The sequence below is a fragment of the Pararhodospirillum oryzae genome (genome assembly GCF_007992075.1).
GTDB classification, from domain to species: Bacteria; Pseudomonadota; Alphaproteobacteria; order Rhodospirillales; family Rhodospirillaceae; genus Pararhodospirillum; species Pararhodospirillum oryzae.
Window position 1 is genome coordinate 1 of record NZ_BJZO01000019.1, and the last position, 22,435, is coordinate 22,435.

A 22,435-nucleotide genomic window follows, 5' to 3' on the forward strand; every position below is an offset into this window, starting at 1 on the left:
TCCAAGGCTTCACCCGATTGCCCTGGAAGGCGGCCCCACTTCGGTTGACACGGCTCCAGGAGGCCCGGCGATGTCCATTTCCTCGATCATGGCGACCGCGCGCAGCGGCCTGATGAGCACCCAAAGCGCGATTGCGGTGACCTCCACCAATATCGCCAACGCCGATACCGAGGGGTATTCGGCCAAGACCGCGCGTCTTGCGACCACGATCGTGGGCGGTCGGGCCACCGGCGTGACCGTGGTCGGGATCTCCACCACGGTCAACGAGGCCGTGTTCGCGCAATCGGTCAAGGCCACCTCGCGCGCCGCCGAGGCCGAAACCACCGCCGCCTACCTGGAAACCGTGTCGGCGTCCCTTGGATCCAGCGAGGACGGGGCCGCGCTTGAGGACGCGATGACCAGCCTGATGAGCGCCCTCGACGACGCGATTGCCGCCGGCGGCGACAGCACCTCGTCGCAGTCGCTGGAAGAGGCCCTGGAAACCTGGACCGATACCCTGGCCTCGGCCTCGGCCTCGGTGCAGGCGGCCCGCACCGCCGCCGACGAGGCGATCACCGACGCGGTCGAGGACATCAACGCCCTGTTGACCACGCTGGACGATCTGAACGACCAGATCGCGCGCGCCTCCGCCCAGGGCTCTTCCACCGCCGACCTGCAAGACAGCCAGCGCGTCGCGCTCGATGCCCTGGCCGGGCTGGTCGACATCACCACCTTCACCACCTCCAGCGGCGAAATCCGGGTGTACACCACCGGGGGCCAGCCCCTGCTGACCTCGACCGCGCACACCCTTTCCTATACCCCGGCCGGACGCCTGAGCGCCGACAGTACCTATGACGCCAGCGGCGGCGGCGCGATCGGGGGCATCGTGGTCGATGGCGCCGACGCGACCGCCAAGCTGACCGGTGGCAGCCTGGGCGCCCTGGTCGAGGCCCGCGACGAAACCCTGCCCCAGGTGCAAGCCGCCCTGGATGGCCTGGCCGTTGACGTCGCCAACGCCGTCAACGAAGCCGCCAGCACCGCCTCGCCGGTGCCCGCCCCCGCCACCTTGAGCGGGACCACAAGCGTTGATGCCTCCGCTCCCTTCAGCGGCTCGGGCACGCTTTACGTTCTCGCCGTGAACGAAGACGGGACGGTGGGCGAAAGCACGGCCCTGGACCTGTCCACCTTTTCCACCTACGGCGACCTCGTGACGGCCCTGAATGGCGCCGCCGGCGTTTCGGCCACCTTGGACGCCAGCGGGAACCTTGTCTTGCAGGCCACCAACAGCGGCCAGGGCGTGGTGTTGAGTGGCGATACCTCGGTGGGGGCCGACGGGTTCAATCTGGCCCACGCCCTGGGGATCAACTGCCTTCTGGAAGGCGACGGCGCCGACACCATGAGCCTGAGTTCCACCCTGGAAAGCCAGGGGGTGCCCGTGACCGTCGCCGCCGCCACCACCGTGGGCGAAACCGCCCTGGTCGAAGGGGCCAGCGACGGCTTGCGGGCCGTTTGGAGCGCGCTCGATTCCCCGATCGCGTTCGATGCCGCCGGCGGCCTGCCGGCGGCCGAGCGCTCGGCCCAGGCGCGCATCGCCGCCCTGATCGACGACGTGGCCGACCGCGCCGGACACGCCACCGACGCCGCCGACCTGGCCGGCGACACCCGCGACAGCCTGGCGGCCCAGTTTTCCAATTCAAGCGGGGTCAACGCCGACGAGGAAAGCGCCAAGTTGGTGGCGCTGGAACAGTCCTACCAGGCCATGACCCAGATCGTCAGCACCGCCCAAACCATGTTCAACAGCCTGATGACGATGATGGGCTGAGCGGTTTTCCTGGATCGCGGGCCGGAGCGCATTCCGATCGAAACGAATCAGCGAATGCGCTCTAACTGTTTGATTTTTCGCATTTTCGGACCGCCGAAACGGTGCCATTCCGGCTGAAAATGCTCTATTATCGCGGGAGTTCCTGCCATGCGTGTCGCCACCCACACCATGAACACCATGCTGCGCACCCAGGCCCTGACGGTGCAAGGCTCCTACACGAATGCCCTGATCCAGCAGGGAACGGGCTTGAAAAGCGCCACGCTGTCGGGGCTTGACGGCGCCGCCGGCACCGTGATCAGCCTGCAAGGCGACCTGAAGGCCTCGGCCAATCTGGCGACCCGGGCCTCGGCCGCGCGCTCGCAGGTGGAAGTCGCCTACGGCGCCGTCGCCAACATCGCCGACGTGGTCGAAAAGGCCCGGGTGGCGATCACGGCCGCGATTTCCGGATCCGTCACCGACACGTCCACGCTGGCGGCCTCGGCGCAAGGCTGGCTGGAGGACGTGGCCAGTCAGCTCAACACCGACATGGGGGGCCTGCCCGTGTTTGGTGGCACCAGCGCCGGGGGCAACCCCGTGGACCTGGAGGCGGCCGGGTACACCCCCGTGAGCACGCCCAGCACCGCCGACACCGGCTATTACCAGGGCTCGGGCGCGGCGCGGGTGTTGATGGTCGATGGCTCGGACGGGCTGACCTATGGCGTGCAGGCCGACGACGAGGGGTTTGAAAAAACCCTGCGCGCGCTGGCGGAACTGGCGTCCATGACCACCTCGCCCCCCGACACCGAAACCCTGCAAGCCGCCTACGACCTGCTGGGCGAAGGCCTGACCCGGCTGGGCAAGGTTCAAGAAAACCTTTCGGACCAGGCCCAGACCCTGGACGGCCTGATTGACTCCCAGACCGAGTTCCAGCTGTACGCCGAAAGCGCGCTGGAAAGCGTGCGCTCGGTCGATGTCGCCGAGGCCACCAGCCGCGCCGCCCAGCTGGAAGTGGTTCTCCAGGCGTCGTTTTCGGCCCTGTCGTCGCTCAGCCGCCTGTCCCTGGCCGAGTACCTGCGATAGGGCATTCTCGATCGGTGGGACCGACGACGGGGGCCGCCCGCTTCACGCTGAAACCGGCAGACCTTGCATGCCTTTGTTTGAGCCTGTTTGTCGGGGAAAAGCGGTGCTCCCTTTTTCCCGACAGCCTCTACTCCGCAAGGGGCGGAAACCAACCGCGCTCCGAGCCGAAGTTATAAGCGGCGATCACCGTGGTACCCACCACGACGAGAGCGCCATACACCCCGGGAAGCTCGGGAATGAAATCCAAAATCAGAAAATAATGCTCGGCAAAAAGCCGCCCCTCGGCGGCAAGGCTCAAGGCGGCTCCCGCCACGTTGGCCATGAGAACATACTTCGAGAACAGGGACATGATCCCCGCCACGAATACAAAATGAAAAACACCAAACAGCATGAAAAATAAATTATCCAGACGCCACCCGAAATAAATATTCCCGGCATTTGCCGCAACATATAGAAACGCGACCCCCATCAGAAACGAAAAACCAATGAACTGGAAAAGTCCAGCCCGGGGCGCCGACCCGGAGAACGCCGCAAATAATAAATGAATCGAAACATAAGCTTCAGCCACAACAAGAAAAACGAAAGACCACCCACCTGACGACACCGCATATAGCGGTTGAAACATGTCAAAAGATTCCACAAGAAAAACACTTTTATCCACAGCAAAACAAGCGAATAGAGCCGTACCGACCGCGATGAAAATATCTTTTTGCATATTTTTGCGAACGACCGGGCTTTCTGCGGCATAGCGCATGACGCTCGACAAAATCATATACGGCATAAGAATAATAACCAAGATTAACGCAATCATCATGCCCCCCTGGATCTTGAACAAGACGACTTCGTTTGGCGATGGGCCGCGACTGAACCACACAACCCGTTGCGATACTATTCTTAATAGAGCTGCTCTTCAGAGTCTGCCTGCTTCACAGGAGAACAGACAGACTCTGTACTGATTTTTTCTACTTCATCGCTCCCGGAAAAGAGAGGCGCTCTTTTCCGGGAGCGACTCTCGTGTGTCGCATTCCCCTGGACCGAGAAAAATTCCTGACCAGCGCCCCCAAGGATACCGGAACAGTAGCCCGAAGGCACGAATCAAGGACACCTGCCCGAAAAATCAGCCCAAGGTTGCTTTCATGCGCTCGACATCCAGTTCCTTTTCCCAGCGCGAGACCACCACGGTGGCCACCCCGTTGCCGATGAAATTGGTCAAGGCACGGGCTTCCGACATGAAGCGGTCGATGCCCAGGATCAGCGCGAGGCCGGCAACCGGCACCGAGGGCACCACGGCCAGGGTCGCGGCCAGGGTGATGAACCCGGCTCCGGTCACGCCCGACGCGCCCTTGGACGTCAGGATGGCCACGCCCAGCAAGGTCAATTCCTGGCCCAGGGTCAGATCGATATCCAGCGCCTGGGCCACGAACAAGGCGGCCATGGTCAGATAGATGTTCGTTCCGTCCAGATTAAAGGAGTACCCCGAGGGAACCACCAGGCCGACCACCGACTTGGAACACCCCAGCCGCTCCAGCTTGCCCATCAGGGGGACCAGGGCCGACTCGGACGACGACGTTCCCAGCACCGTCAGCAGCTCTTCCTTGATGTAGACGATAAAGCGGAAAATGCTGAACCCGGTCATCAGGGCGATGGCGCCCAACACCAGCACGATGAACAAAATACAGGTCAGGTAAAAACTGCCCATCAGGGTGGCCAGGGGCGCCAGGGCCCCCACCCCGTACTTGCCGATGGTGAACGCCATCGCCCCGCCGGCACCGATCGGGGCCAGTTTCATGATCACGTTCATCATCGAAAAAAAGATGTGCGAACATTCCTCGATGAAGCGGTGCACCGCCTGACCCGCCGGCCCCAGGCGCATCATCGCGTAGCCAAACAACACCGAGACCAGCAAGACCTGCAACAGATCCCCGTTGCCGGTGAAGGCATCGGTAAAAGTCCGGGGGATGATGTGCAAAATGAAATCGGCCGTTGATTGTTCACTGGCCGCCTTGGCGTATTTGGCGACCGCCTGCGCGTCCAGCTGAGCCGGATCGGCATGGAATCCCGATCCCGGCTTGATCAGGTGCATCACCACCAGGCCGATCAGCAAGGACAAGGAGGAGACGATCTCGAAGTACAACAAGGCCTTGCCGCCCACCCGGCCGACTTTTTTCATGTCGCCGGCCCCCGCGATTCCCAACACCACCGTGCAGAAAATTACCGGGGCAATCAGCATTTTAATCAACGAGATAAAACCGTCTCCCAGGGGTTTGAGGCTGACCCCGAGATCTGGTTGAAGATAGCCCAGAAACCCGCCGGAGAAGATGGCGAGAACAACCCAAAAGTACAAATGACCGGTAAGGCGTCTCATTTATGGACCTCAATGGCACGCATGCAACAAGAAGAACCGGGGCGCCATCCGGTAAAACCGGACCATGGCACCGCAAGAATCCAGCCCGTTGAGGGAGGGAGAGACGCGCATCCTGTCCGATCACAACACGGGTTTCTAGTTGCTTTCCCGTGCGGAAAGTCAGATTTTTTGCAAATACTGCGAAATAGTGAAGCCCAGGCGAGCAAATAATCGCGTGATCCGCAATTCAGGTGGAGCCTTGCCCGCCCCTGTTGCAACGCAACATGCCAGGGCGAGACAACGCGAGACCAAAGGAGTCCGCGGCGCTCCCTCCCTCGTTCTTCAGTCGAAAAGCGCGGCGCCCCCCTCGTCGATGAAAGGGGCGGCAAGGTCCAGCAGCCGGTCATACACCGCGCTGGCCTGATCGCGGCTCACCCAGGCCGGACGCACCCGCCGGAACGCGCACCCCAGCGCCAGAACCCGACGCACCACGGGAATGGTCCGCGCCGAAACCGTGTGCGGAAAGGCGAGCACGGCTTCCATCACCTCCCACGCCTCGGCGGGAGAAAGGCTCCCGATCAAGGGAGCCAGATCCTCGGCCAGGGCCTGGGCCATGCGGGGATCGCACGCCCGCCCGGGCACGGTTTGATACCCCACCAACACCTCTTCCACGAAGGCACCCGGGGCCTGCCACAGCAAGCCACGTTGGGCCGGCCCGTCCTCGCCCTTGTAACGCGCGGGAAAAAGCGTTTCCCCACACAAGGCGCGCCGGGTCACCAGGGTACTGAGCAAGAAGGGGGAATGGACCAGCGAAAGCCAGGCCATGTCCACCGGCGCGAGCCGGGGCCGCCGTTCGGCCAGGATCTGGCCGCCGGCGCCTAGCATCCGGTACCACGAGCCCACGCACCCCAGCGCCGGCTCGGCTTCCAGCACCCGCACCTGGTGTTCGATCCGGTGGGGCACACAGGTGTCGTCGGCATCGAGAAAGGCCACGTAGGGAGCCCGGGCCTGGGCAAGGGCCTTGTTGCGGGCCACGCCCGGGCCCTGGTTGCGCGCCATCCCGATCAGGGTCAGGGCAATCCCGGGATGACGCCGTTGCCAGGCGCGGACCACACCGGCCGAGTCGTCGGACGACGCATCGTCGACCACCAGGATTTCAAGCTGGGGCGCCAGGGTTTGGGCGGCCAGGGCATCCAGCGCCCGACCCACGCAGGCCGCGCCCTGGTACACCGGCACGATAACAGAAACCAGGGGAAGGGCGCCCGCCGCCGTCATGGGACCCAGGTCCGGAGGCGGCGCATGCCCCGGGGCCCGCTAGAGCATTCCCGGCCGAAACGGGTACCGTTTCGGGGGTTCGAAAATGCGACGCTTCAAGAAGAGAGAACGCATTCACGAATCCTTTTTAACCGGAATGCGCTCTAAAGTCTGTCCGTTTCAGGTAGAAGCAGGCAGACTCCGCATCCCTTTACTTGAGTTTGCCGGGGAAAAGCGGTGTCCACTTTTCCCTGACAAACTCTAATCGCGCGGTTTCTGGGCCACCGAGCGCACCAGTTCGGTGAAGGTCACGCCGATCTTGTCCCCATCGGTGATGATCACCTCGCCGCGCGCGATCAGCACGTCGTTGGCATATATTTCAACCGGCTCGCTAATTTTTTGTTCCAGCTCGACCACGGCGCCACGGCCCAGCTTCAAAAGCTGGTTGACCCGCAGCACCGCCTTGCCCAGCACCACCGAGATCTCCACCGGCACGGAGTAAACCGCTTCCCGGGGAAGGCGCTTGTCGTCCTGATCGTCGGCCATCGCGGGTTCCTGAAGTCAAGCCAAGGGAAAAACGGGACCTTCGGACATCATGCCAGCCTTGGGTTAAATTTTCATCCCTTCGCGCGGGGGGATTCATGTCCCACGCCGGGATCCAGGGCCGCCGCCAGCAGGGCCTGGGTATAGGGATGGGCCGGGTTCTCGAAGACGGTCGCCGCCGGCCCGGCTTCCACCACCTGGCCCGCCTTCATCACCATGATGTCGCATGCCAGGGCCCGCACCACCCGCAGGTCGTGGCTCACGAACACGTAGGCCAGGCCGTGACGCTCCTGCAAGGCGCGCAACAGGTCCACGATCTGGGCTTGCACCGTGACATCCAGGGCGCTGGTCGGCTCGTCGAGCACGATCAGGGCGGGCTTGAGCACCAGGGCCCGCGCGATCGAAACCCGCTGGCGCTGCCCGCCCGAGAATTCGTGCGGGTAGCGGTCCTGGTGCGCGGGATCCAGCCCGACCTCGGCCAGAACCTGGGAAACCAGCGCGCGGCGCTCGGCCCGGGTGGAGGCCAGGCCATGAAGCGCCAGCCCCTCGCCCACGATCTCGCCGATCGACAGGCGTGGCGACAGCGACCCGAACGGGTCCTGGAACACGATCTGCATGCGCTGACGCAAGGGACGCAGGGCCCCCGCCTTCAGGCCGTCCACGCGCTGGCCCTGGAACACCACCAGCCCCTCGGCCCGCACCAGGCGCAGCAGCGCCAGCCCCAAGGTGGTCTTGCCCGATCCGCTTTCCCCGACCACGCCCAGGGTCTCGCCGGCGCGCACCCGCACCGACACGCCATCGACGGCACGGACCACCGCGCGCGGCCGCCCAAGAAAATCGCGCCCCAGCGGAAAATGCACGCGCAGGTCCCGGGCCTCGATCACCACCGGCGCGTCGGGACGACGGGCGGGCGGCGTGCCCCGGGGCGTGCTGGCCAGGAGTGTTTGCGTGTAGGGATGGGCGGGCGCGGCGAACAGGGGCGCCGTCGCCCCGCTTTCAACGATCCGCCCGTCCTTCATCACCGCGACCCGATCGGCCAGCCGGCGCACGATGCCCAGGTCATGGGTGATGAACAACAGCGCCATGCCAAAGCGCCGGCGCAGATCGTCCAGCAAGGTCAGGATCTGCGCCTGGATGGTCACGTCAAGGGCGGTGGTCGGTTCGTCGGCAATCAGCACGTCGGGTTCGTTGGCCAGCGCCATGGCGATCATCACCCGCTGGCGCTGCCCGCCCGAGAGTTCGTGCGGCAGGGCGTTCAAGCGCCCGGTCAAGTCATCCAGCCCCACCAGATGCATCAGCTCGATGACCCGCCCGCGCCGGGCCCGCCCCTCCAGCCCCTTGTGCAGGCTCAAGGTTTCGCCGATCTGGCGTTCGATCCCATGCAGCGGGTTGAGCGAGGTCATCGGCTCTTGGAAGATCATCGCCACCCGGTCGCCCCGGATCTGGCGCAGCCTTCGTTCCGACGCCTCCATCAGGTTCTCGCCCTCCAGCCACACCGCGCCACCGGGATGGCTGGCCTGGGGATAGGGCAGCAGGCGGGGAATCGACAAGGCCGTGGCTGATTTGCCCGAGCCGCTTTCGCCCACCAGAGCCAGGGTCTCCCCCCGGTCCAGGGTGAACGACACCTCGCGCACCGCGTCCACGGCCCCCGCCCCGGAGCCAAAGCGCACCGAAAGCGACTCGACCGCAAGCAGGGGCCGGCTCATCACAAGCCCCCCTTGCGCGGATTGAAGGCGTCGCGCACCGCCTCGCCAATGAACACCAGCAGCGTCAGCATGGTGGCCAGAACCAGGAAACCGGTGATCCCCAGCCAGGGGGCTTGCAGGTTTTCCTTGCCCACCCGCAACAGCTCGCCCAGCGACGGAGAGCCGGGCGGCAGGCCCAGCCCCAGGAAATCCAGCGACGTCAGGGCGGTGACCGAGCCCGACAGCAAGAAGGGCGCGAAGGTCAAGGTGGCGACCATGGCATTGGGCAGGATGTGGCGGGTCATGATCCGCCCATCCGACAGCCCCAGCGCGCGGGCGGCGCGGACGTAATCAAAGTTGCGCGTGCGCAGCACCTCGGCGCGCACCAGCCCGACCAGCGCGGTCCACGAAAACATCAGCATGATCCCCAGCAAGCTCCAAAAGCCGGGTTCGATCAGGCTCGCCAGGATGATCAGCACGAAAAGCTGCGGCAGCCCGCCCCAGATTTCCATGAAGCGCTGGGCCAGCAGATCGATCAGCCCGCCGAAATAGCCCTGGACCACCCCCGCCGCCACGCCCACCACCGACGAACTGATGGTCAGCATCAGGCCGAACAGCACCGACAGGCGAAAGCCGTACAGAAGACGCGCGAACACGTCGCGGCCCTGGTCGTCGGTGCCCAGCGGGTTTTCCCAACTGGGGGGCGCGGGAAACGGCCTGGTGGAATCGCGGTTGACGGTGTCGTCGGCGTAGCGCACCAGCGGCCACACCATCCAGCCCCTGGCGGTGATGGCTTCTTCAACGAACGGGTCGCGGTAATCGGCCGGGGTGGGGAACAGGCCGCCAAAGGTGGTTTCGGGATAATCGCGCAGCACCGGCATGTAGAAGGCGCCATCGTAGCGCACCAGCAAGGGCCGGTCGTTGGCCACGAACTCGGCCCCCAGGCTGACCGCGAACAAGACCAGGAACAGGCGCAGCGACCACACCCCGCGCCGGTTGGCGTTGAACACGGCCAGGCGGCGGCGCGATAGCGGGGAAAGCGTCAAGGCCGGCAAGCGGCCTCGCACGGCGGCGAACGGGGAAGGCAGCGGCATCGGTCACGTGTCCCGGCGCTCGAAGTCGATCCGGGGATCGACCAGGTGGTAGGTGAGATCACTGGCCACGGCCAGCAGAAGGCCGATCAGGCCGAAAATGTACAAGGTGCCGAACATCACCGGATAATCGCGGCGCATGGTGCTTTCAAAGCCCAGAAGCCCCAGGCCATCCAGGCTGAAGATCACCTCGATCAACACCGATCCCGTGAACAGCATCGACACCAGGACGGCCGGAAAGCCGGCGATGATCAGCAGCATGGCATTGCGAAACACATGGGTGCGCAGCAAGTGCCCCTCGCTCAGGCCCTTGGCGCGCGCGGTCACCACGTATTGTTTGTGAATTTCCTCAAGGAAGCTGTTCTTGGTCAGCAAGGTGAGGCTGGCGAAGCCGCCAATCACCATGGCGCTGACCGGCAGCACCATGTGCCAGAGATAATCCGCGATCCGCTGGGGCCAGGTCAGGCTCTCCCAGTTGGCCGAGGTCAGGCCCTGCAACGGAAACCAGTCCAGATACCGCCCCCCCGCGAACACGACGATCAGCAAGACGGCGAACAGGAAGGCAGGCACCGCGTAGCCGATGACCACGGCCCAGCTGGTGAGAATGTCAAAGCGCGACCCGTCGCGCACCGCCTTCCAGATCCCCAGCGGAATCGAAACCCCGTAGATGATCAGGGTGCTCCACAATCCCAGGGAAATCGAAACCGGCAGTTTTTCCAAGATCAGATCCAGGACCGACTGACCGCGAAAAAAAGACTCTCCCAGATCAAAGGTCGCGTAGTCGGCGATCATGGTCAAAAAGCGCTCGACCGGGGGGCGATCAAAGTGAAACTGCGCCTCCAGGCGGGCGATATAGGCCGGATCCAGGCCGCGCGCGCCGCGATACAGGCTTTCCTGGCGGGTGGGATCACTGCCGCGCGTGCCGCCCACGGTTTCGCCCTGGGCCTGGCCGGAAAAGCGCGCGGTGGCCGACACGGCCGAGCCCTGGGTTTCCGCCAGAAGCTGCTCGATCGGCCCTCCGGGGGCGAACTGAACGATCACGAAGTTAACCAGGATGATCCCGAACAAGGTGAGCGGAATCAGAAGCAATCGGCGCAGGACATAGGCACTCATGACCGGCGGTATCCGTTCGGGAAAAAGGCGCGCAGGCAAGGGGGCGCCACAGGCAGGGCGGGCCGGGATGGGGCTCCTTCTCCGACCCCGCCGGAAAAGGAGCCCCGCGCAACGCCTCTAGAAGACGGCGTTCGTGAACGAAGTCGGCGCGGCCTCCACCTGGGAGGACCCGTCGCGGGTGACCTCGCGCACCGCCATGCCCCGTTCCACCGTGCCATCGGCCCGGAAGCGGAACAGGCCGCCCACGCCGACAAAGCCTTCCGGATTGCGCACGGCGTTGACGGTGAAGGATCCGGGACCGCCCCGCGAGAGCACGGCGGCCAGGGCGGTGGCGTCGTAGCCCAGGCCAGCCAGCACCGGCGGCACGGCGCCATAGGTGTCGCGGTAATGGCCACGGAAGGTTTCCAGGGCGCTTTCGTCGGCGGCGGGATAGCGCGCGCCCACCAGCATGGCCTCATGCCCCAGCGAGGGATCCTCCTGCCAGACCATGGTGCCCAGGATCATCACCTGCCCGGGCTGCAAGCCGGCGCCCGGCAGCAGCGAGGCCACGGTGCGCAGCGACATGCCATCGTCGGCGATCAGCAGGGCATCGAACGGCCCGCCACCGGTCAGCCGCGCGATGGCGGCCCCGGCGTCGCGTCCTTGCGCCGCGTAGGTTTCCACCGCGCTGATCCGCAGGCCCAGGGCGGGGGCCAGCTGACGCGCCGCGTCCGCGGTCACGCGCCCCAACGGCGTTTCGGGCGCCAGCACCGCCAGGGTGGTGCGTCCCTGGTTCTTGGCATGGACCAGGATGCGGCGCACCTGCTCGGCCTGGGTAAAGCCCATCACGTTGACCACGCCGCCGGCCACGGCGGTTTCGGTGGAAAAGGCGATGACCGGCACGTTCGCCTGGGCCGCCAGCGGCGCGATCGCCCGCACCGAGTCCGCGAACAAGGGCCCGACGATCAGCCCCGCCCCCTCGCCCAGGGCGCGCTGGGCGGCGGCCTTGGCCCCCGTCGGCGTGCCTTGGGTGTCGTAGGGCTGCATCACGAAGGTGTTGGTGCCCACGTCGATGACGGCGATCTGGGCGGCGTTCAGCAGCGCCTGCCCGACCGAGGCCGCGCGTCCCGACAGGGGCGCGAGGAAGGCGGCGCGGGTCTTGTCGCCGGCCCGGGTGGACATCAGCCCGGGCGCGTCCAGGCTTTCCGCCTCGACCCGCGCGGTGGGATGGGCCGCCGGAGGGGGCGGCTCGATGCTTGACGTCGATGCGGAGGGCGGCCCAGGATTGCGCGCGCACGCCGCGAGACTGGCCAGTAGAACCACGGTCAGCGCCAGGCGCGCAAGGCCGCGGCGATGTCCGTTGGCTTCAGGAAACCTTAGCACCGGTGTCCTCCCTTGGTGACAGACCGAGATCTGGATCAGCAGCCTACCGATACCCCGGCGGGAAGTCCATTGGCCCCCGGCCTTTATGTGGTGGGAACCCCCATTGGCAATCGGGGCGACATCACCGCGCGCGCCCTCGACGTTCTGGCCCGCGCCGACGTGGTGGCCTGCGAGGATACCCGCGTCACCGGCGGCCTGCTGCATCACTTGGGCATCCATGCCCGCCTGACCGCCTACCACGAACACAACGCCGATTCGGCGCGCCCCGCCCTGCTCGCCCGGCTCCAGGCCGGCCAGGCCGTGGCCCTGGTCAGCGACGCCGGCATGCCCCTGGTCTCGGATCCCGGGTTCAAGCTGGTGCGCGCCTGCCACGAGGCCGGGCACATGGTGACGGCCGCCCCCGGCCCCTCGGCGGTGCTGACCGCGCTGGCCCTTTCCGGGCTGCCCACCGATCGCTTCTTGTTCGCGGGCTTTCCGCCGTCGCGCCCCGGGCGCCTGGCCACCTTTTGCGCCGAGATGGCCCCGATCCCCGCCACCTTGGTGTTGTTCGAGGGTGTTTCGCGCCTGGACCGCACCCTGGCCGCCCTCGCCCAGGCCCTGGGCCCGCGCGAGGCGGCGGTGTGCCGCGAACTGACCAAGCTGCACGAGGAAGTGCGCCGCGCCCCCCTGCCCGACCTGGCCGCCCACTACGCCACGGCCGGCCCCCCCAAGGGCGAGGCGGTAATCGTGATCGCGCCCCCCGCGCCTGCGCCGCCCCCCGAGGACGAGGTGATCGAGGATCGGTTGATGGCCCTGCTCGACTCCGGCGACAGCGTGCGCGAGGCCGCCGCCCACTTGGCGCGGGAAACCGGCCTGCCCCGACGCGACCTCTACCGCCGCGCCCTGGATCTGACCCGCGAGGCGAACGACGACGCCGACGGCGACGACGAAACCAAGGACGACTCGCCCGCCCCCCGGTCATGACCAGGCCCCCCTCCCCCTCTCGAACGTCGGAACGCCCGGCACGACAGCGCGCGGCCCGGGGAGCCGAGGCCCGGGAAGCCGAGGCCCGGGGAGACGAGGCCCGGGCGCGCATGGCCCGGGGACGCGTGGCGTGGCGTGCTGGCCGCTGGGCCGAAACCCTGGCCGCCTGGCGCCTGCGCCTTGCCGGCTGGCGGATCGTGGCCCGGGGCTGGCGAACCGGCCGGGGCACCGGGGCGGGGGAGATCGACCTGATCGCCCGGCGGGGCCGGGTGCTGGCCTTCGTCGAGGTCAAGGCGCGCGGCGATGGCGACCCCACCGGCGAGGCCTTGGGGCCAACGCAGCGCCGCCGCCTTGCGCGCGCCGCCCAGGTGTTCCTGGCCCGCCACCCCCTGGCCCCCGCCGAGATGGCCCGCTTCGACGTGATCCGCGTGGGCCCCGGCTGGCGCGTCCGCCACCTCCCCGACGCCTGGCGCCCCGACGCCTGAGCCCAAACCCTTGGCGCCCCGGCGGCGCGGGGCTACCATGAACAGCCTCGCAGGGGCCTTGACCCGGGGGGGATCCCTTATTTCTTTTGCCCGTGCAGGAGGTCCGATGTCCGCCCCCGGCGACCAAGAGCTGCGCGCCTTGCTGGCCGACCTGGAATCCGATCGCTGCGAACGCAAGCAGGCGTGGACCAAGGAGGTGGCGGACAAGGCCCGACAGGCCATTTGCGCCTTCGCCAATGATCTGCCGCACCACGGCGTGCCGGGGGTCCTGGTCATCGGCGTGCGCGACGACGGCCGTCCCGCCGGCCTGGAGGTGACGGACCAGTTGCTGCTTTCCCTTGCCGACATCAAAACCGACGGCAAGATCGTGCCGCCCCCATCGATCAGCGTGGAAAAACGGCACCTGGACGGCGCCGAGATCGCCGTGGTCACGGTCGAACCCGCCGACGCCCCCCCGGTACGCTACGACGGCCGCATCTGGATTCGCATCGGTCCGCGTCGGGGCATCGCCACCGCCCAGGACGAACGAATCCTGAACGAAAAGCGCCGCTTTCGCGATGCCCATGCCGAGGCGTGGCCGGTTCCGTCCAGCACCCTGGCCGACCTCAGCCGGCTGGTTTTCGAGCAGGAATACCTGCCGCAGGCGGTGGCCCCCGACATCCTGGCAGCCAACGAGCGCACCTACGAACAGCGTCTGGCGTCGTGTGGCATGGTCGTGTCGGCCGACGAACCCACCCCCACCGTTCTGGGGCATCTGGTTTTGGGGATCAGCCCCCGCACCTGGATTCCCGGGCACTCCATCCAGTTTTTGCGCCTGCAAGGTACCACGCTCGCCGATCCGGTGATCGACGAAACGGAAATCGATGGCACCCTGGCCACCGTGTTGCGTCGCCTGGATGAAAAGCTCAAGGCCCACCTGAGCACGTCGGTCGCGTTTGCCGCCACCGATCGCGAGGTGCGCCAGAGCCCCTATCCCCTGGTCGCGTTGCAACAGTTGATCCGCAACGCCGTGATGCACCGGACCTACGAGGCGACCAACGCCCCGGTACGGGTGTACTGGTTCACCGACCGGATCGAAATCCTCAGTCCCGGCGGCCCCTATGGGTGCGTCACCCGCGAGAACTTCGGCCGGCCGGGCTGGACCGATTACCGCAACCCGCAACTGGCCTCGGCCTTCAAGACCCTGGGGTACGCGCAGCGCTTCGGGGCCGGAATCGACCTCGCGCGCAGGGCCCTGAAGGACAACGGCAACCCCGCGCCCGTGTTCGAGGTGGACGATAATTTTGTCCTGGTCACCGTGGGAGTGCGGCCATGAGCACGCCGGTTCTGACCTTGTTCAACAACAAAGGGGGGGTGGGGAAGACCTCCCTGGTTTTTCATCTCGCCTGGATGCTTTCCGAAATGGGCAAGACCGTGGTCGCCCTGGACCTGGATCCCCAGGCCAACCTGACCTCGGCCTTTCTCCCTGAGGAATCACTGGAAGAACTTTGGCTTGATGGAGAAGAAAAAAATGGAGAAGCCCATACTATTTATCAATGTCTTATCCCCCTGACCAAGGTTGGAGATATTCTTTCCCCATCCATGAAAAAATTTAACGACAACCTTTTTCTTGTCCCTGGGGATTTGTCCCTGGCCGGATTCGAGGATTTCTTGTCGCGGGAGTGGCCCAATGCCCTGGGATCCTCCGATCTCTACCGGCCGTTCCGGATCCTGTCGTCGTTCTGGCTGGTGGGACAATTGGCTGCCCGGCAGGTCAAGGCGGACCTGATCCTGGCCGATGTCGGGCCCAACCTTGGGGCCATCAACCGTTCGGCCCTGATCGGAACCGACGCGGTTCTGATTCCCCTGGCAGCCGACCTGTTTTCCCTTCAAGGGCTGCGCAACCTTGGCCCCACCTTGAACCGCTGGCGTGCCGACTGGACCAAGCGCCTGCAAAACTGGGCCGATCCGGCGTTCGATCTGCCGCAAGGGACAATGCGCCCGCTCGGCTATGTCCTGATGCAGCATGGGGAACGGCTGTCGCGTCCGGTCAAGACCTATGAAAAATGGGTCGAGCGTATTCCGTCCGCCTACGACAGGCTGCTGCGGGAAAACCACCTTGATCCCGATCCCGACCCCTGCCTTGCCTTGATCCGCCACTATCGCAGCCTGGCCCCCCTGGCCCAGGAAGCCCGCAAGCCGATCTTCAAGCTGACCAGCGCCGACGGCGCCATCGGATCCCATGCGCAGGCCGTAAGCCAGGCCCGGGAGCACGTCGCCGAGCTGGCCCAACGCGTTCTGGAGCGTCTCAACCTTTAGAAAAGGCGCCTCTTTTACCGTCTTTCCAACCTCCGGAACGCCAGCCCCGCGCCCGTCAAGGCTTGCGCGAACGCGCGCGGGTCCCTTTCTTCTGGTCGGTTGCTTTTTCCACGCGCCTCGGTTTTTCGAGGCCACACCCCAACGGAGACCCGCCATGCCGGCGCGCGCCTTTTCTCCCGCCTTGTCCGTGAAGGGCCGGCGGGCCGTGATCCTGACCCTTGGCCTGGGCCTGGTGCTGTCGGCCGGAGCCTGCGTGCCCGCCGCCCTGGTGGGTGCCGGGGCCGGCACCGCGAGCGCCGCCAGCGAGGAACGGGGCTTCGGCGGCTTCGTCGATGACGCCGCGATTCAAACCGCGCTGAACGGCAAGCTGTTCACCACCAACGAGCGCCTGTTCACCGCCGTCAACCTGACGGTCCGCGAGGGCCGGGTGCTGATGACCGGCTCGGTCGCCACCAACGAAGACCGGCGCACCGCCACCCGCCTGGCCTGGGAAGTGGACGGCGTGCGCGAGGTCCTGAACGAGCTTACCGTCAACAACGGCGAGGACATCCTGGACGCCGGCCGTGACGAGATCCTGGCCAACCGCCTGAAAGCCTCGATGCTGTTTGATTCCTCGGTCGCGTCGCGCAACTACACCGTCGACGTGGTCAACGGCGTGGTCTACGTGATGGGCGTTGCCGCCGACACGGCCGAGCGCGAGCGCGTGCTGGGCTATGCCCGCGCGCTCCCCCATGTCCGCCGGGTGGTGGATTACACCCGCCTGCGTGGCCAGCCCCTGCCCGCCCAAGGAGCCCCCCGCTCATGAGCACCCCCGCCGGCCGCCCCTTGCGGGTGGCGATCCAGATGGATCCCATCGAAACCATTAACATCACCGCCGACAGCACCTTTGTCCTGGCTCTCGAAGCCCAGGCGCGCGGCCATGCGCTGTATCACTACCTGCCCCAGGCCCTGGCCCTGGAGGATGGCGTGCTGAGCGCGCGCGCCCATCCCTTGCAGGTGCGCCGCGAGGCCGGCCGCCATGCCACCTTGGGCCCGGCCGTGACCTTGGACCTGGAACGCGACGTTGACGTCATCTTGATGCGCCAGGATCCGCCGTTCGACATGGCCTACATCACCGCCACCCACCTGCTGGAGCGCGTGCATCCGCGCACGCTGGTGGTCAACGATCCAGCCTCGGTGCGCAACGCGCCCGAAAAGCTGTTCGCCACCGATTTCCCGGCGCTGGCGCCCCCCACCCTGATCACCATCGATCGCGCCGCCATCGCCGCCTTTCGCGAAACCCACCACGACATCATCGTCAAGCCCCTGTACGGCAACGGCGGCGCCGGGGTGTTCCACATCGCGCCCGGCGACGAGAACCTGAATGCCCTTCTCGACCTGTTCGCCGAGCGCTCGCGCGAGCCGGTGATGGTGCAGCGCTACCTGCCGGCGGTGCGGGCCGGCGACAAGCGGATCATCCTGATCGACGGCGAGCCGGCCGGGGCGGTCAACCGGGTACCCGCCGCCGGCGAGGCCCGCTCCAACATGCATGTCGGCGGCCGGCCCGAGAAATGCGCCCTCACCGCCCGCGACCGGGAAATCTGCGCCGCCCTTGGTCCTGTTTTGCGCGAAAGAGGCCTGATTTTCGTAGGGATTGACGTTATCGGGGACTATCTGACCGAAATCAACGTGACCTCGCCCACCGGCTTGCAGGAAATCAACCGTTTCGACGACACATGCCTGGAAGCCCGGGTGTGGGATGCGATCGAGGCCCGCCTGTCATGATCGGATGGCCCCGGCGCCGCCGCGCCCGCCCGGCGGACACGGGCGATATCCCCTCCTTGTCCGCGCCCGACGCCCCCCCGGCGCCGGGCACGGATCCGACCACCGGGGGGGTGCGCTTCGACGGCGTGCGCGTTGAGACCCCCGAGGGCCGGGTGTTGCTGGCCGACCTCAACGTGACCCTGAGCGAACCCCGGATCGGCCTGATCGGCCCCAACGGCGCCGGCAAGAGCACCTTCCTGCGCCTGATCAACGCCCTGGTGCGCCCCACCCAGGGCCGGGTGTGGGTGGACGGTCTCGACGCGGGCCGCGAAACCCGGGCGGTGCGCCGGCGGGTGGGCTTCTTGTTCCAGGCCCCCGAGGCGCAGATCATCATGCCGACCCCGGCCGAGGACGTGGCCTTCGGCCTGGAGCCCCTGCGCCTGGGGCGCGCGGCCACCCGGGAGCGCGCCCTGGCGGCACTGGCCCGCTTCGGGCTGGCCGAACGCGCCGATCAGCCGGCCTTTGCCCTGTCGGGGGGCGAAAAACAGCGCCTCGCCCTGGCCGCCGTGCTCGCCCTGGACCCCGCCTTGGTGCTGATGGACGAGCCCACCACCCAGCTGGACCTGGCCGGCCGGCGGATGTTCGCCCGGGTGCTGGGGGGGCTGGCCCAGCGGGTGATCCTGGCCACCCATGACCTGGACCTGCTGAACACCTTCGACCGGGTGCTGGTGATCGACCAGGGCCGGATCGTCTTCGATGGCCCGCCCGCCCCGGCCCGGGCGGCCTACGAGGCCCTGGTGCTGGCCCGCGAGGCCGTAGATCCGGGCGCGGCCCCGGCCGACACCCTGGAGGCGCGGGCGTGATCGGGTCCCTTCATGTGCCCGGGCACTCGCTGCTGCACCGGCTGCCGGCCGGGGTCAAGCTGCTGGGCCTCAGCGCCCTTGGCCTCGCGCTGGTGTTCACCCCCGATCCCTGGATCTTGCTGGGCGCGCTGGGGGTCGTGTTCCTGGCCTACCCCCTGAGCGGCCTGGGCTGGCGCGCCCCCGTGCGCCAGGGGCTGGGCCTTTTGCCCCTGATCGCGCTCATCGCCGGCACCCAGGCGTGGCTGGTGGGCTGGCAGGATGCCGTGATGGTGTCGGCACGGCTGGCCGCCCTTCTTCTGTCGGCAACCCTGGTCAGCCTGACCACGCCGCTTGCCGCGACGCTCGCGGTTCTCGAACGCTTGCTGGCGCCGCTGGCCTGGCTGGGCCTGGCCCCCCGCGCCGTGGCCTTTGCCCTGGGGCTCACCATCCGCTTCGTGCCCGTGCTGGGCGGCCTGCTGCGCGAAACCCGCGAGGCTGCCGCCGCGCGCGGACGCGACCGCGTGGCCTGGGCCCTGCTCGTGCCCCTGATCCTGCGCGCCTTGCGCCTGGCCGATCAGGTGAGCGAGGCGGTCGAGGCGCGCGGCCTGGAAACGCACGCCGAACGGGCCCACCGTCCGCAATCACACCTGGACGACGGGACCGGCCAGACGGCATGATGGCGGTTCTTGCCGGTTTGTCCCGGTTGGCGTTGGGGAGAAACGGGATCTTGCGCCGCCAGGCCCCTTTTCCCACGGCCCCCTGCCCCGGGCCCGCCCTCCGTGGCCCTGTCCGCCCCGACGCCGGTTCCCTCCTTGCCGGAGAGTTCCCCCTCCATGGTTCGTCCCGTTCTCTCGCTCAGCGTCCGTGATCTGGTCTTGATGGGCCTGTTCGCGGGCGTGGTTGCCGCCTTGGGCCTGCTGCCCAAGATCACCTTGCCGCTGGGCGTGCCCATCACCGCCCAGTCGATGGGCCTCATGCTGGCCGGGGCCATCCTGGGCGCCCGCCGGGGGGCTGGCGCCATGCTGTTATTTCTGCTCATCGCCCTGGCTGGCCTGCCGGTGCTGGCGGGCGGGCGCACCGGCCTGGGCGCCGTGTTCAGCCCGACCGGGGGCTTTTTCCTGGGCTTTCCGGTGGCGGCGGCGGCCGTGGGCCTGATCGGGCAGGCGCTGGGCCGCCCGGGCTCGCCGATTCGCGCTTCCCTCGCCTGCCTGCTGGGGGGCGTGGGCGTGCTGTACCTGTGTGGCGTGCCTTACTGGATCGCCATGACCGGCCAGCCGGTGCTGGCGGTGCTGGGCAACGCGGCCTTGTTCCTGCCCGGCGACATCCTCAAGGCGGTTTTGGCCGGGCTGGTCGCGGCCACCGTGCACCGGGGCCTGCCCGCCCTCGGCACCCGTTAACCCCGCCCGGCAAAGGAGACACTCATCATGCCTGAAGCGGTCATTCTTGCCGCCCGACGCACGGCGGTGGGCCGCGCCGGCGGACAATTTCGCGCCCGGAGCGCCTCGCACCTGCTGGGCCCGGTGCTGCACGCCCTTCTGGACGACTGCGGCTTGCAGGAAGCCGAGGTTGACCGGGTCATTATTGGCAACGCCCGCGAGGGCGGCAACATCGCGCGCCTCGCCGTGCTGGAAGCCGGCTTCCCTCCCGAGGTCCCGGCCTCGACCGTTGATGTTCAATGCGCCTCGGGCCTGGAAGCGATCTTGCAAGCCGTCTGGATGGTGCAAGCCGGCGCGGCGCGGGTGGTGCTGGCGGGCGGCGTGGAAAGCGCCAGCACCGCGCCCTGGCAGGTGGAACGCCCCCGCTCCGCCACCGCCATGCCGCGCTTTTTGATGCGCACGCCGTTTTGTGGCGACGCCGCCGCCGACGAGGCGGTGGCCACGGCGGCCGAGGCGGTGGTGCGGGCCTGTGGCATCGACCGCGCCCGCCAGGATGCCTACACCGCCCAATCCCATGCCCGCGCGGCCACCGCGCACAAAGACGGCCGCTTCGAGTTCGAGCTGGTGCCCCTCCTGGGGGGCGAGCCGGAATGCGACGAGGGGCCGCGCGCCGGCCTGAGCGAGGAACGGCTGGCCCGCCTTTCGCCCCTGGTGGACGATGGCACGGTGACCACCGGCAACAGCGCGTTGCCCGCCGATGGCGCGGCGGCGGTGATGGTGATGGAAGCCACCATGGCCCGGGCCCTGGGCGCCACCGGAGCCTTGCGCCTGATCGATGGCGTGGCCGGCGGCGTCGATCCCGGGCTGACCGGCCTGGGCGCGGTACCGGCGGCCCGGCGCCTGAGCCGGCGCGTGGGCGACCTGCCCCTGGAAAGCCTGGCCCAGATCGAGATCAACGAGGTGTTCGCGGGGCAGGCCCTGGCCTGCATCAATCAACTGTCGCTCGATCCCGAGCGGGTCAACCCCGGTGGCGGCACCCTGGCCTTTGGCCACCCCGTGGGCGCGGTCGGGGCTTTCCTGGTCGTGCGGTTGTTCCACGATCTGATGAGCGCCCCCGATCAGCGTGGCGCGGTCTTGCTGTCCAGCTCGGCCGGGCTGGGGCTGGCCGCCTTGTTTGAAACCGGGGCGCCATGAGCACCGGGCCCGCGCCATCCCGCCTCGCGGCCCCGGCGTGGGCCCTGTTCGACTTCGCCAACTCGGCCTATCCCACCGTCATCGCCACCTTCGTTTTTTCCGCCTACGTCACCAAGGCGGTGGCCCCCGATCCGATCACCGGGACAACCGCGTGGGGCTATGGCATGGCGGCCTCGGGGCTGCTCATTGCCCTGATCGCGCCGCTGGGCGGCATCCTGGCCGACCGGGGCGGGCGGCGGCTGCCCTGGCTTCTGGGCTTTACCCTGGCGTGCGTCGGCCTGACCGCCGCCCTCGTCACCATCCAGCCCGATCCCGCCTTCCTGCTGCCCGCCCTGGTGTTGGTTGCCTTGTCCAACGCGGCGTTCGAGGGTGCCACGGTGTTCTACAACGCCTTGCTGCCCGCCATCGGCACCCCCCACGCCCTGGGGCGGCTGTCGGGCTGGGCCTGGGGGTTGGGCTACGCCGGCGGGCTTCTCTGCCTGGTCGTGGCCCTGTTCGGCCTCGTCCTGGCCCAGCCGCCACCCTTTGGCCTGGATCCGGCCCAGGCGGAACCGGTGCGCGCCAGCGCGCTGCTGGTTGCCGTGTGGATGGTGGTGTTCGGCTGGCCCGTGTTCGTGTTCGTGCGCGAACCCCGGCCGGCGGCCGGATCCCCGCGCCTGGGCGAAAGCCTGCGCGACACCCTGGCCACCGTGCGCGCCCTGCCCGGCCTGCTGCGCGCCCGGCCGGGCCTGGGCTGGTTCCTGCTCGCGGCCATGGTCTACACCGACGGCATCAACACCTTGTTTGCCTTCGGGGGCATCTACGCCGCCGGCACCTTCGACCTGGACATGGCCGAAATCATCCAGTTCGGGATCGCGCTCAACGTCACCGCCGGCATCGGGGCGGCCTTGTTTGGCTGGATCGACGACCGCCTGGGCTCGCTCGCCACCGTGGCCCTGGGGCTGGGCGGCCTGATCGTGTTCGGCACGGCGGTGTTGCTGGTTGATGATGTGCGCTGGTTCCTGGGGCTTGCCATCACCATGGGCCTGTTTTTTGGCCCGGTGCAGGCGGCCAGCCGCACCTGGCTCGCGCGCGAGGCCCCGGCCGACGCCCGGGGCGAGGTGTTTGGCCTGTTCGCGCTCAGTGGCCGGATCACCGCCTTTGCCGGCCCCCTCGCCGTGGGCGTGCTCACCGACCTGTCGGGCAGCCAGCGGGTCGGCATGGGAGCGATTATTGTCTTCCTGGTCGTCGGGCTGGTGTTGCTGGGGGTCGCCTGGAAGACCCGCTCGCCCACCCCCTGAAG

At 67.5% G+C, this 22,435-nt stretch carries 21 protein-coding genes; 13 read left to right on the forward strand and 8 right to left on the reverse strand.

The window, feature by feature from the left end; genetic code table 11:
• The first annotated feature begins 70 nt into the window (after nucleotides 1-70).
• Nucleotides 71-1,801 (forward strand): flagellar hook-associated protein FlgK, encoded by a 1,731-nt coding sequence (gene flgK, locus ROR02_RS04865; RefSeq protein WP_147162893.1) that lies wholly within the window; start codon nucleotides 71-73, stop codon nucleotides 1,799-1,801.
• A 147-nt stretch (nucleotides 1,802-1,948) separates the two neighbouring features.
• Nucleotides 1,949-2,860 carry a flagellin gene (locus tag ROR02_RS04870; protein ID WP_147162894.1) on the forward strand — a complete coding sequence of 304 codons (912 nt, stop codon included), beginning with the start codon at nucleotides 1,949-1,951 and terminating at the stop codon, nucleotides 2,858-2,860.
• Between the two features lie 127 nt (nucleotides 2,861-2,987).
• Here the strand turns inward: ROR02_RS04870 and ROR02_RS04875 are convergent, their stop codons facing one another.
• From ROR02_RS04875 to ROR02_RS04910, 8 genes are all read right to left on the reverse strand, one after another.
• A complete protein-coding gene (locus ROR02_RS04875; RefSeq protein WP_147162895.1) occupies nucleotides 2,988-3,695 on the reverse strand; it encodes a hypothetical protein in 708 nt (235 codons plus the stop codon).
• Nucleotides 3,696-3,977: 282 nt separating this feature from the next.
• Complete coding sequence (locus ROR02_RS04880; RefSeq protein WP_147162896.1) at nucleotides 3,978-5,225, reverse strand: dicarboxylate/amino acid:cation symporter; 1,248 nt, start codon at nucleotides 5,223-5,225, stop codon at nucleotides 3,978-3,980.
• Nucleotides 5,226-5,546: 321 nt separating this feature from the next.
• A complete protein-coding gene (locus ROR02_RS04885) occupies nucleotides 5,547-6,479 on the reverse strand; it encodes a glycosyltransferase family 2 protein (RefSeq protein WP_147162897.1) in 933 nt (310 codons plus the stop codon).
• Between the two features lie 240 nt (nucleotides 6,480-6,719).
• Nucleotides 6,720-7,004, reverse strand: a complete 285-nt coding sequence (locus tag ROR02_RS04890) for a FliM/FliN family flagellar motor switch protein (RefSeq protein WP_147162898.1) — start codon at nucleotides 7,002-7,004, stop codon at nucleotides 6,720-6,722.
• 71 nt (nucleotides 7,005-7,075) lie between these two features.
• Nucleotides 7,076-8,707 carry an ABC transporter ATP-binding protein gene (locus tag ROR02_RS04895; RefSeq protein ID WP_147162899.1) on the reverse strand — a complete coding sequence of 544 codons (1,632 nt, stop codon included), beginning with the start codon at nucleotides 8,705-8,707 and terminating at the stop codon, nucleotides 7,076-7,078.
• Entirely contained in the window at nucleotides 8,707-9,780 is a 1,074-nt protein-coding gene (locus ROR02_RS04900; protein ID WP_147162900.1) for an ABC transporter permease, read from the reverse strand. The genes ROR02_RS04895 and ROR02_RS04900 overlap by 1 nt, the downstream gene beginning before the upstream one ends.
• 3 nt (nucleotides 9,781-9,783) lie before the next feature.
• Nucleotides 9,784-10,890: a microcin C ABC transporter permease YejB gene (locus ROR02_RS04905; protein WP_147162901.1), complete on the reverse strand. Its 1,107-nt coding sequence runs from the start codon at nucleotides 10,888-10,890 to the stop codon at nucleotides 9,784-9,786.
• Between the two features lie 117 nt (nucleotides 10,891-11,007).
• Complete coding sequence (locus ROR02_RS04910; protein ID WP_246135406.1) at nucleotides 11,008-12,252, reverse strand: penicillin-binding protein activator; 1,245 nt, start codon at nucleotides 12,250-12,252, stop codon at nucleotides 11,008-11,010.
• Between the two features lie 15 nt (nucleotides 12,253-12,267).
• On the opposite strand from ROR02_RS04910, the gene rsmI reads away from it, so the two are divergent.
• The 11 genes from rsmI to ROR02_RS04965 all read left to right on the forward strand — a co-directional run bounded on the left by rsmI (nucleotide 12,268) and on the right by ROR02_RS04965 (nucleotide 22,433).
• Entirely contained in the window at nucleotides 12,268-13,215 is a 948-nt protein-coding gene (gene rsmI, locus ROR02_RS04915) for a 16S rRNA (cytidine(1402)-2'-O)-methyltransferase (RefSeq protein ID WP_147162902.1), read from the forward strand.
• A 110-nt stretch (nucleotides 13,216-13,325) separates the two neighbouring features.
• The gene (locus tag ROR02_RS04920) at nucleotides 13,326-13,700 is read left to right on the forward strand and encodes a YraN family protein (protein WP_147162939.1); all 375 of its coding nucleotides are present in this window, start codon (nucleotides 13,326-13,328) and stop codon (nucleotides 13,698-13,700) included.
• Between the two features lie 106 nt (nucleotides 13,701-13,806).
• Nucleotides 13,807-15,015: an ATP-binding protein gene (locus ROR02_RS04925; protein ID WP_147162903.1), complete on the forward strand. Its 1,209-nt coding sequence runs from the start codon at nucleotides 13,807-13,809 to the stop codon at nucleotides 15,013-15,015.
• Nucleotides 15,012-15,998: a ParA family protein gene (locus ROR02_RS04930; protein WP_147162904.1), complete on the forward strand. Its 987-nt coding sequence runs from the start codon at nucleotides 15,012-15,014 to the stop codon at nucleotides 15,996-15,998. The genes ROR02_RS04925 and ROR02_RS04930 overlap by 4 nt, the downstream gene beginning before the upstream one ends.
• A 154-nt stretch (nucleotides 15,999-16,152) precedes the next feature.
• Nucleotides 16,153-16,803, forward strand: a complete 651-nt coding sequence (locus ROR02_RS04935) for a BON domain-containing protein (protein ID WP_147162905.1) — start codon at nucleotides 16,153-16,155, stop codon at nucleotides 16,801-16,803.
• Complete coding sequence (gshB, locus tag ROR02_RS04940) at nucleotides 16,800-17,762, forward strand: glutathione synthase (protein WP_147162906.1); 963 nt, start codon at nucleotides 16,800-16,802, stop codon at nucleotides 17,760-17,762. Before ROR02_RS04935 ends, gshB begins: the two co-directional genes overlap by 4 nt.
• Nucleotides 17,759-18,604 (forward strand): energy-coupling factor ABC transporter ATP-binding protein, encoded by an 846-nt coding sequence (locus tag ROR02_RS04945; protein WP_147162907.1) that lies wholly within the window; start codon nucleotides 17,759-17,761, stop codon nucleotides 18,602-18,604. Before gshB ends, ROR02_RS04945 begins: the two co-directional genes overlap by 4 nt.
• Entirely contained in the window at nucleotides 18,601-19,260 is a 660-nt protein-coding gene (locus ROR02_RS04950; protein WP_147162908.1) for an energy-coupling factor transporter transmembrane component T family protein, read from the forward strand. The genes ROR02_RS04945 and ROR02_RS04950 overlap by 4 nt, the downstream gene beginning before the upstream one ends.
• Nucleotides 19,261-19,416: 156 nt before the next feature.
• Complete coding sequence (locus ROR02_RS04955) at nucleotides 19,417-19,980, forward strand: biotin transporter BioY (protein WP_147162909.1); 564 nt, start codon at nucleotides 19,417-19,419, stop codon at nucleotides 19,978-19,980.
• 27 nt (nucleotides 19,981-20,007) lie between these two features.
• Nucleotides 20,008-21,153, forward strand: a complete 1,146-nt coding sequence (locus ROR02_RS04960; protein WP_147162910.1) for a thiolase family protein — start codon at nucleotides 20,008-20,010, stop codon at nucleotides 21,151-21,153.
• Nucleotides 21,150-22,433: an MFS transporter gene (locus tag ROR02_RS04965; RefSeq protein ID WP_147162911.1), complete on the forward strand. Its 1,284-nt coding sequence runs from the start codon at nucleotides 21,150-21,152 to the stop codon at nucleotides 22,431-22,433. The genes ROR02_RS04960 and ROR02_RS04965 overlap by 4 nt, the downstream gene beginning before the upstream one ends.
• Nucleotides 22,434-22,435: the final 2 nt, after the last annotated feature.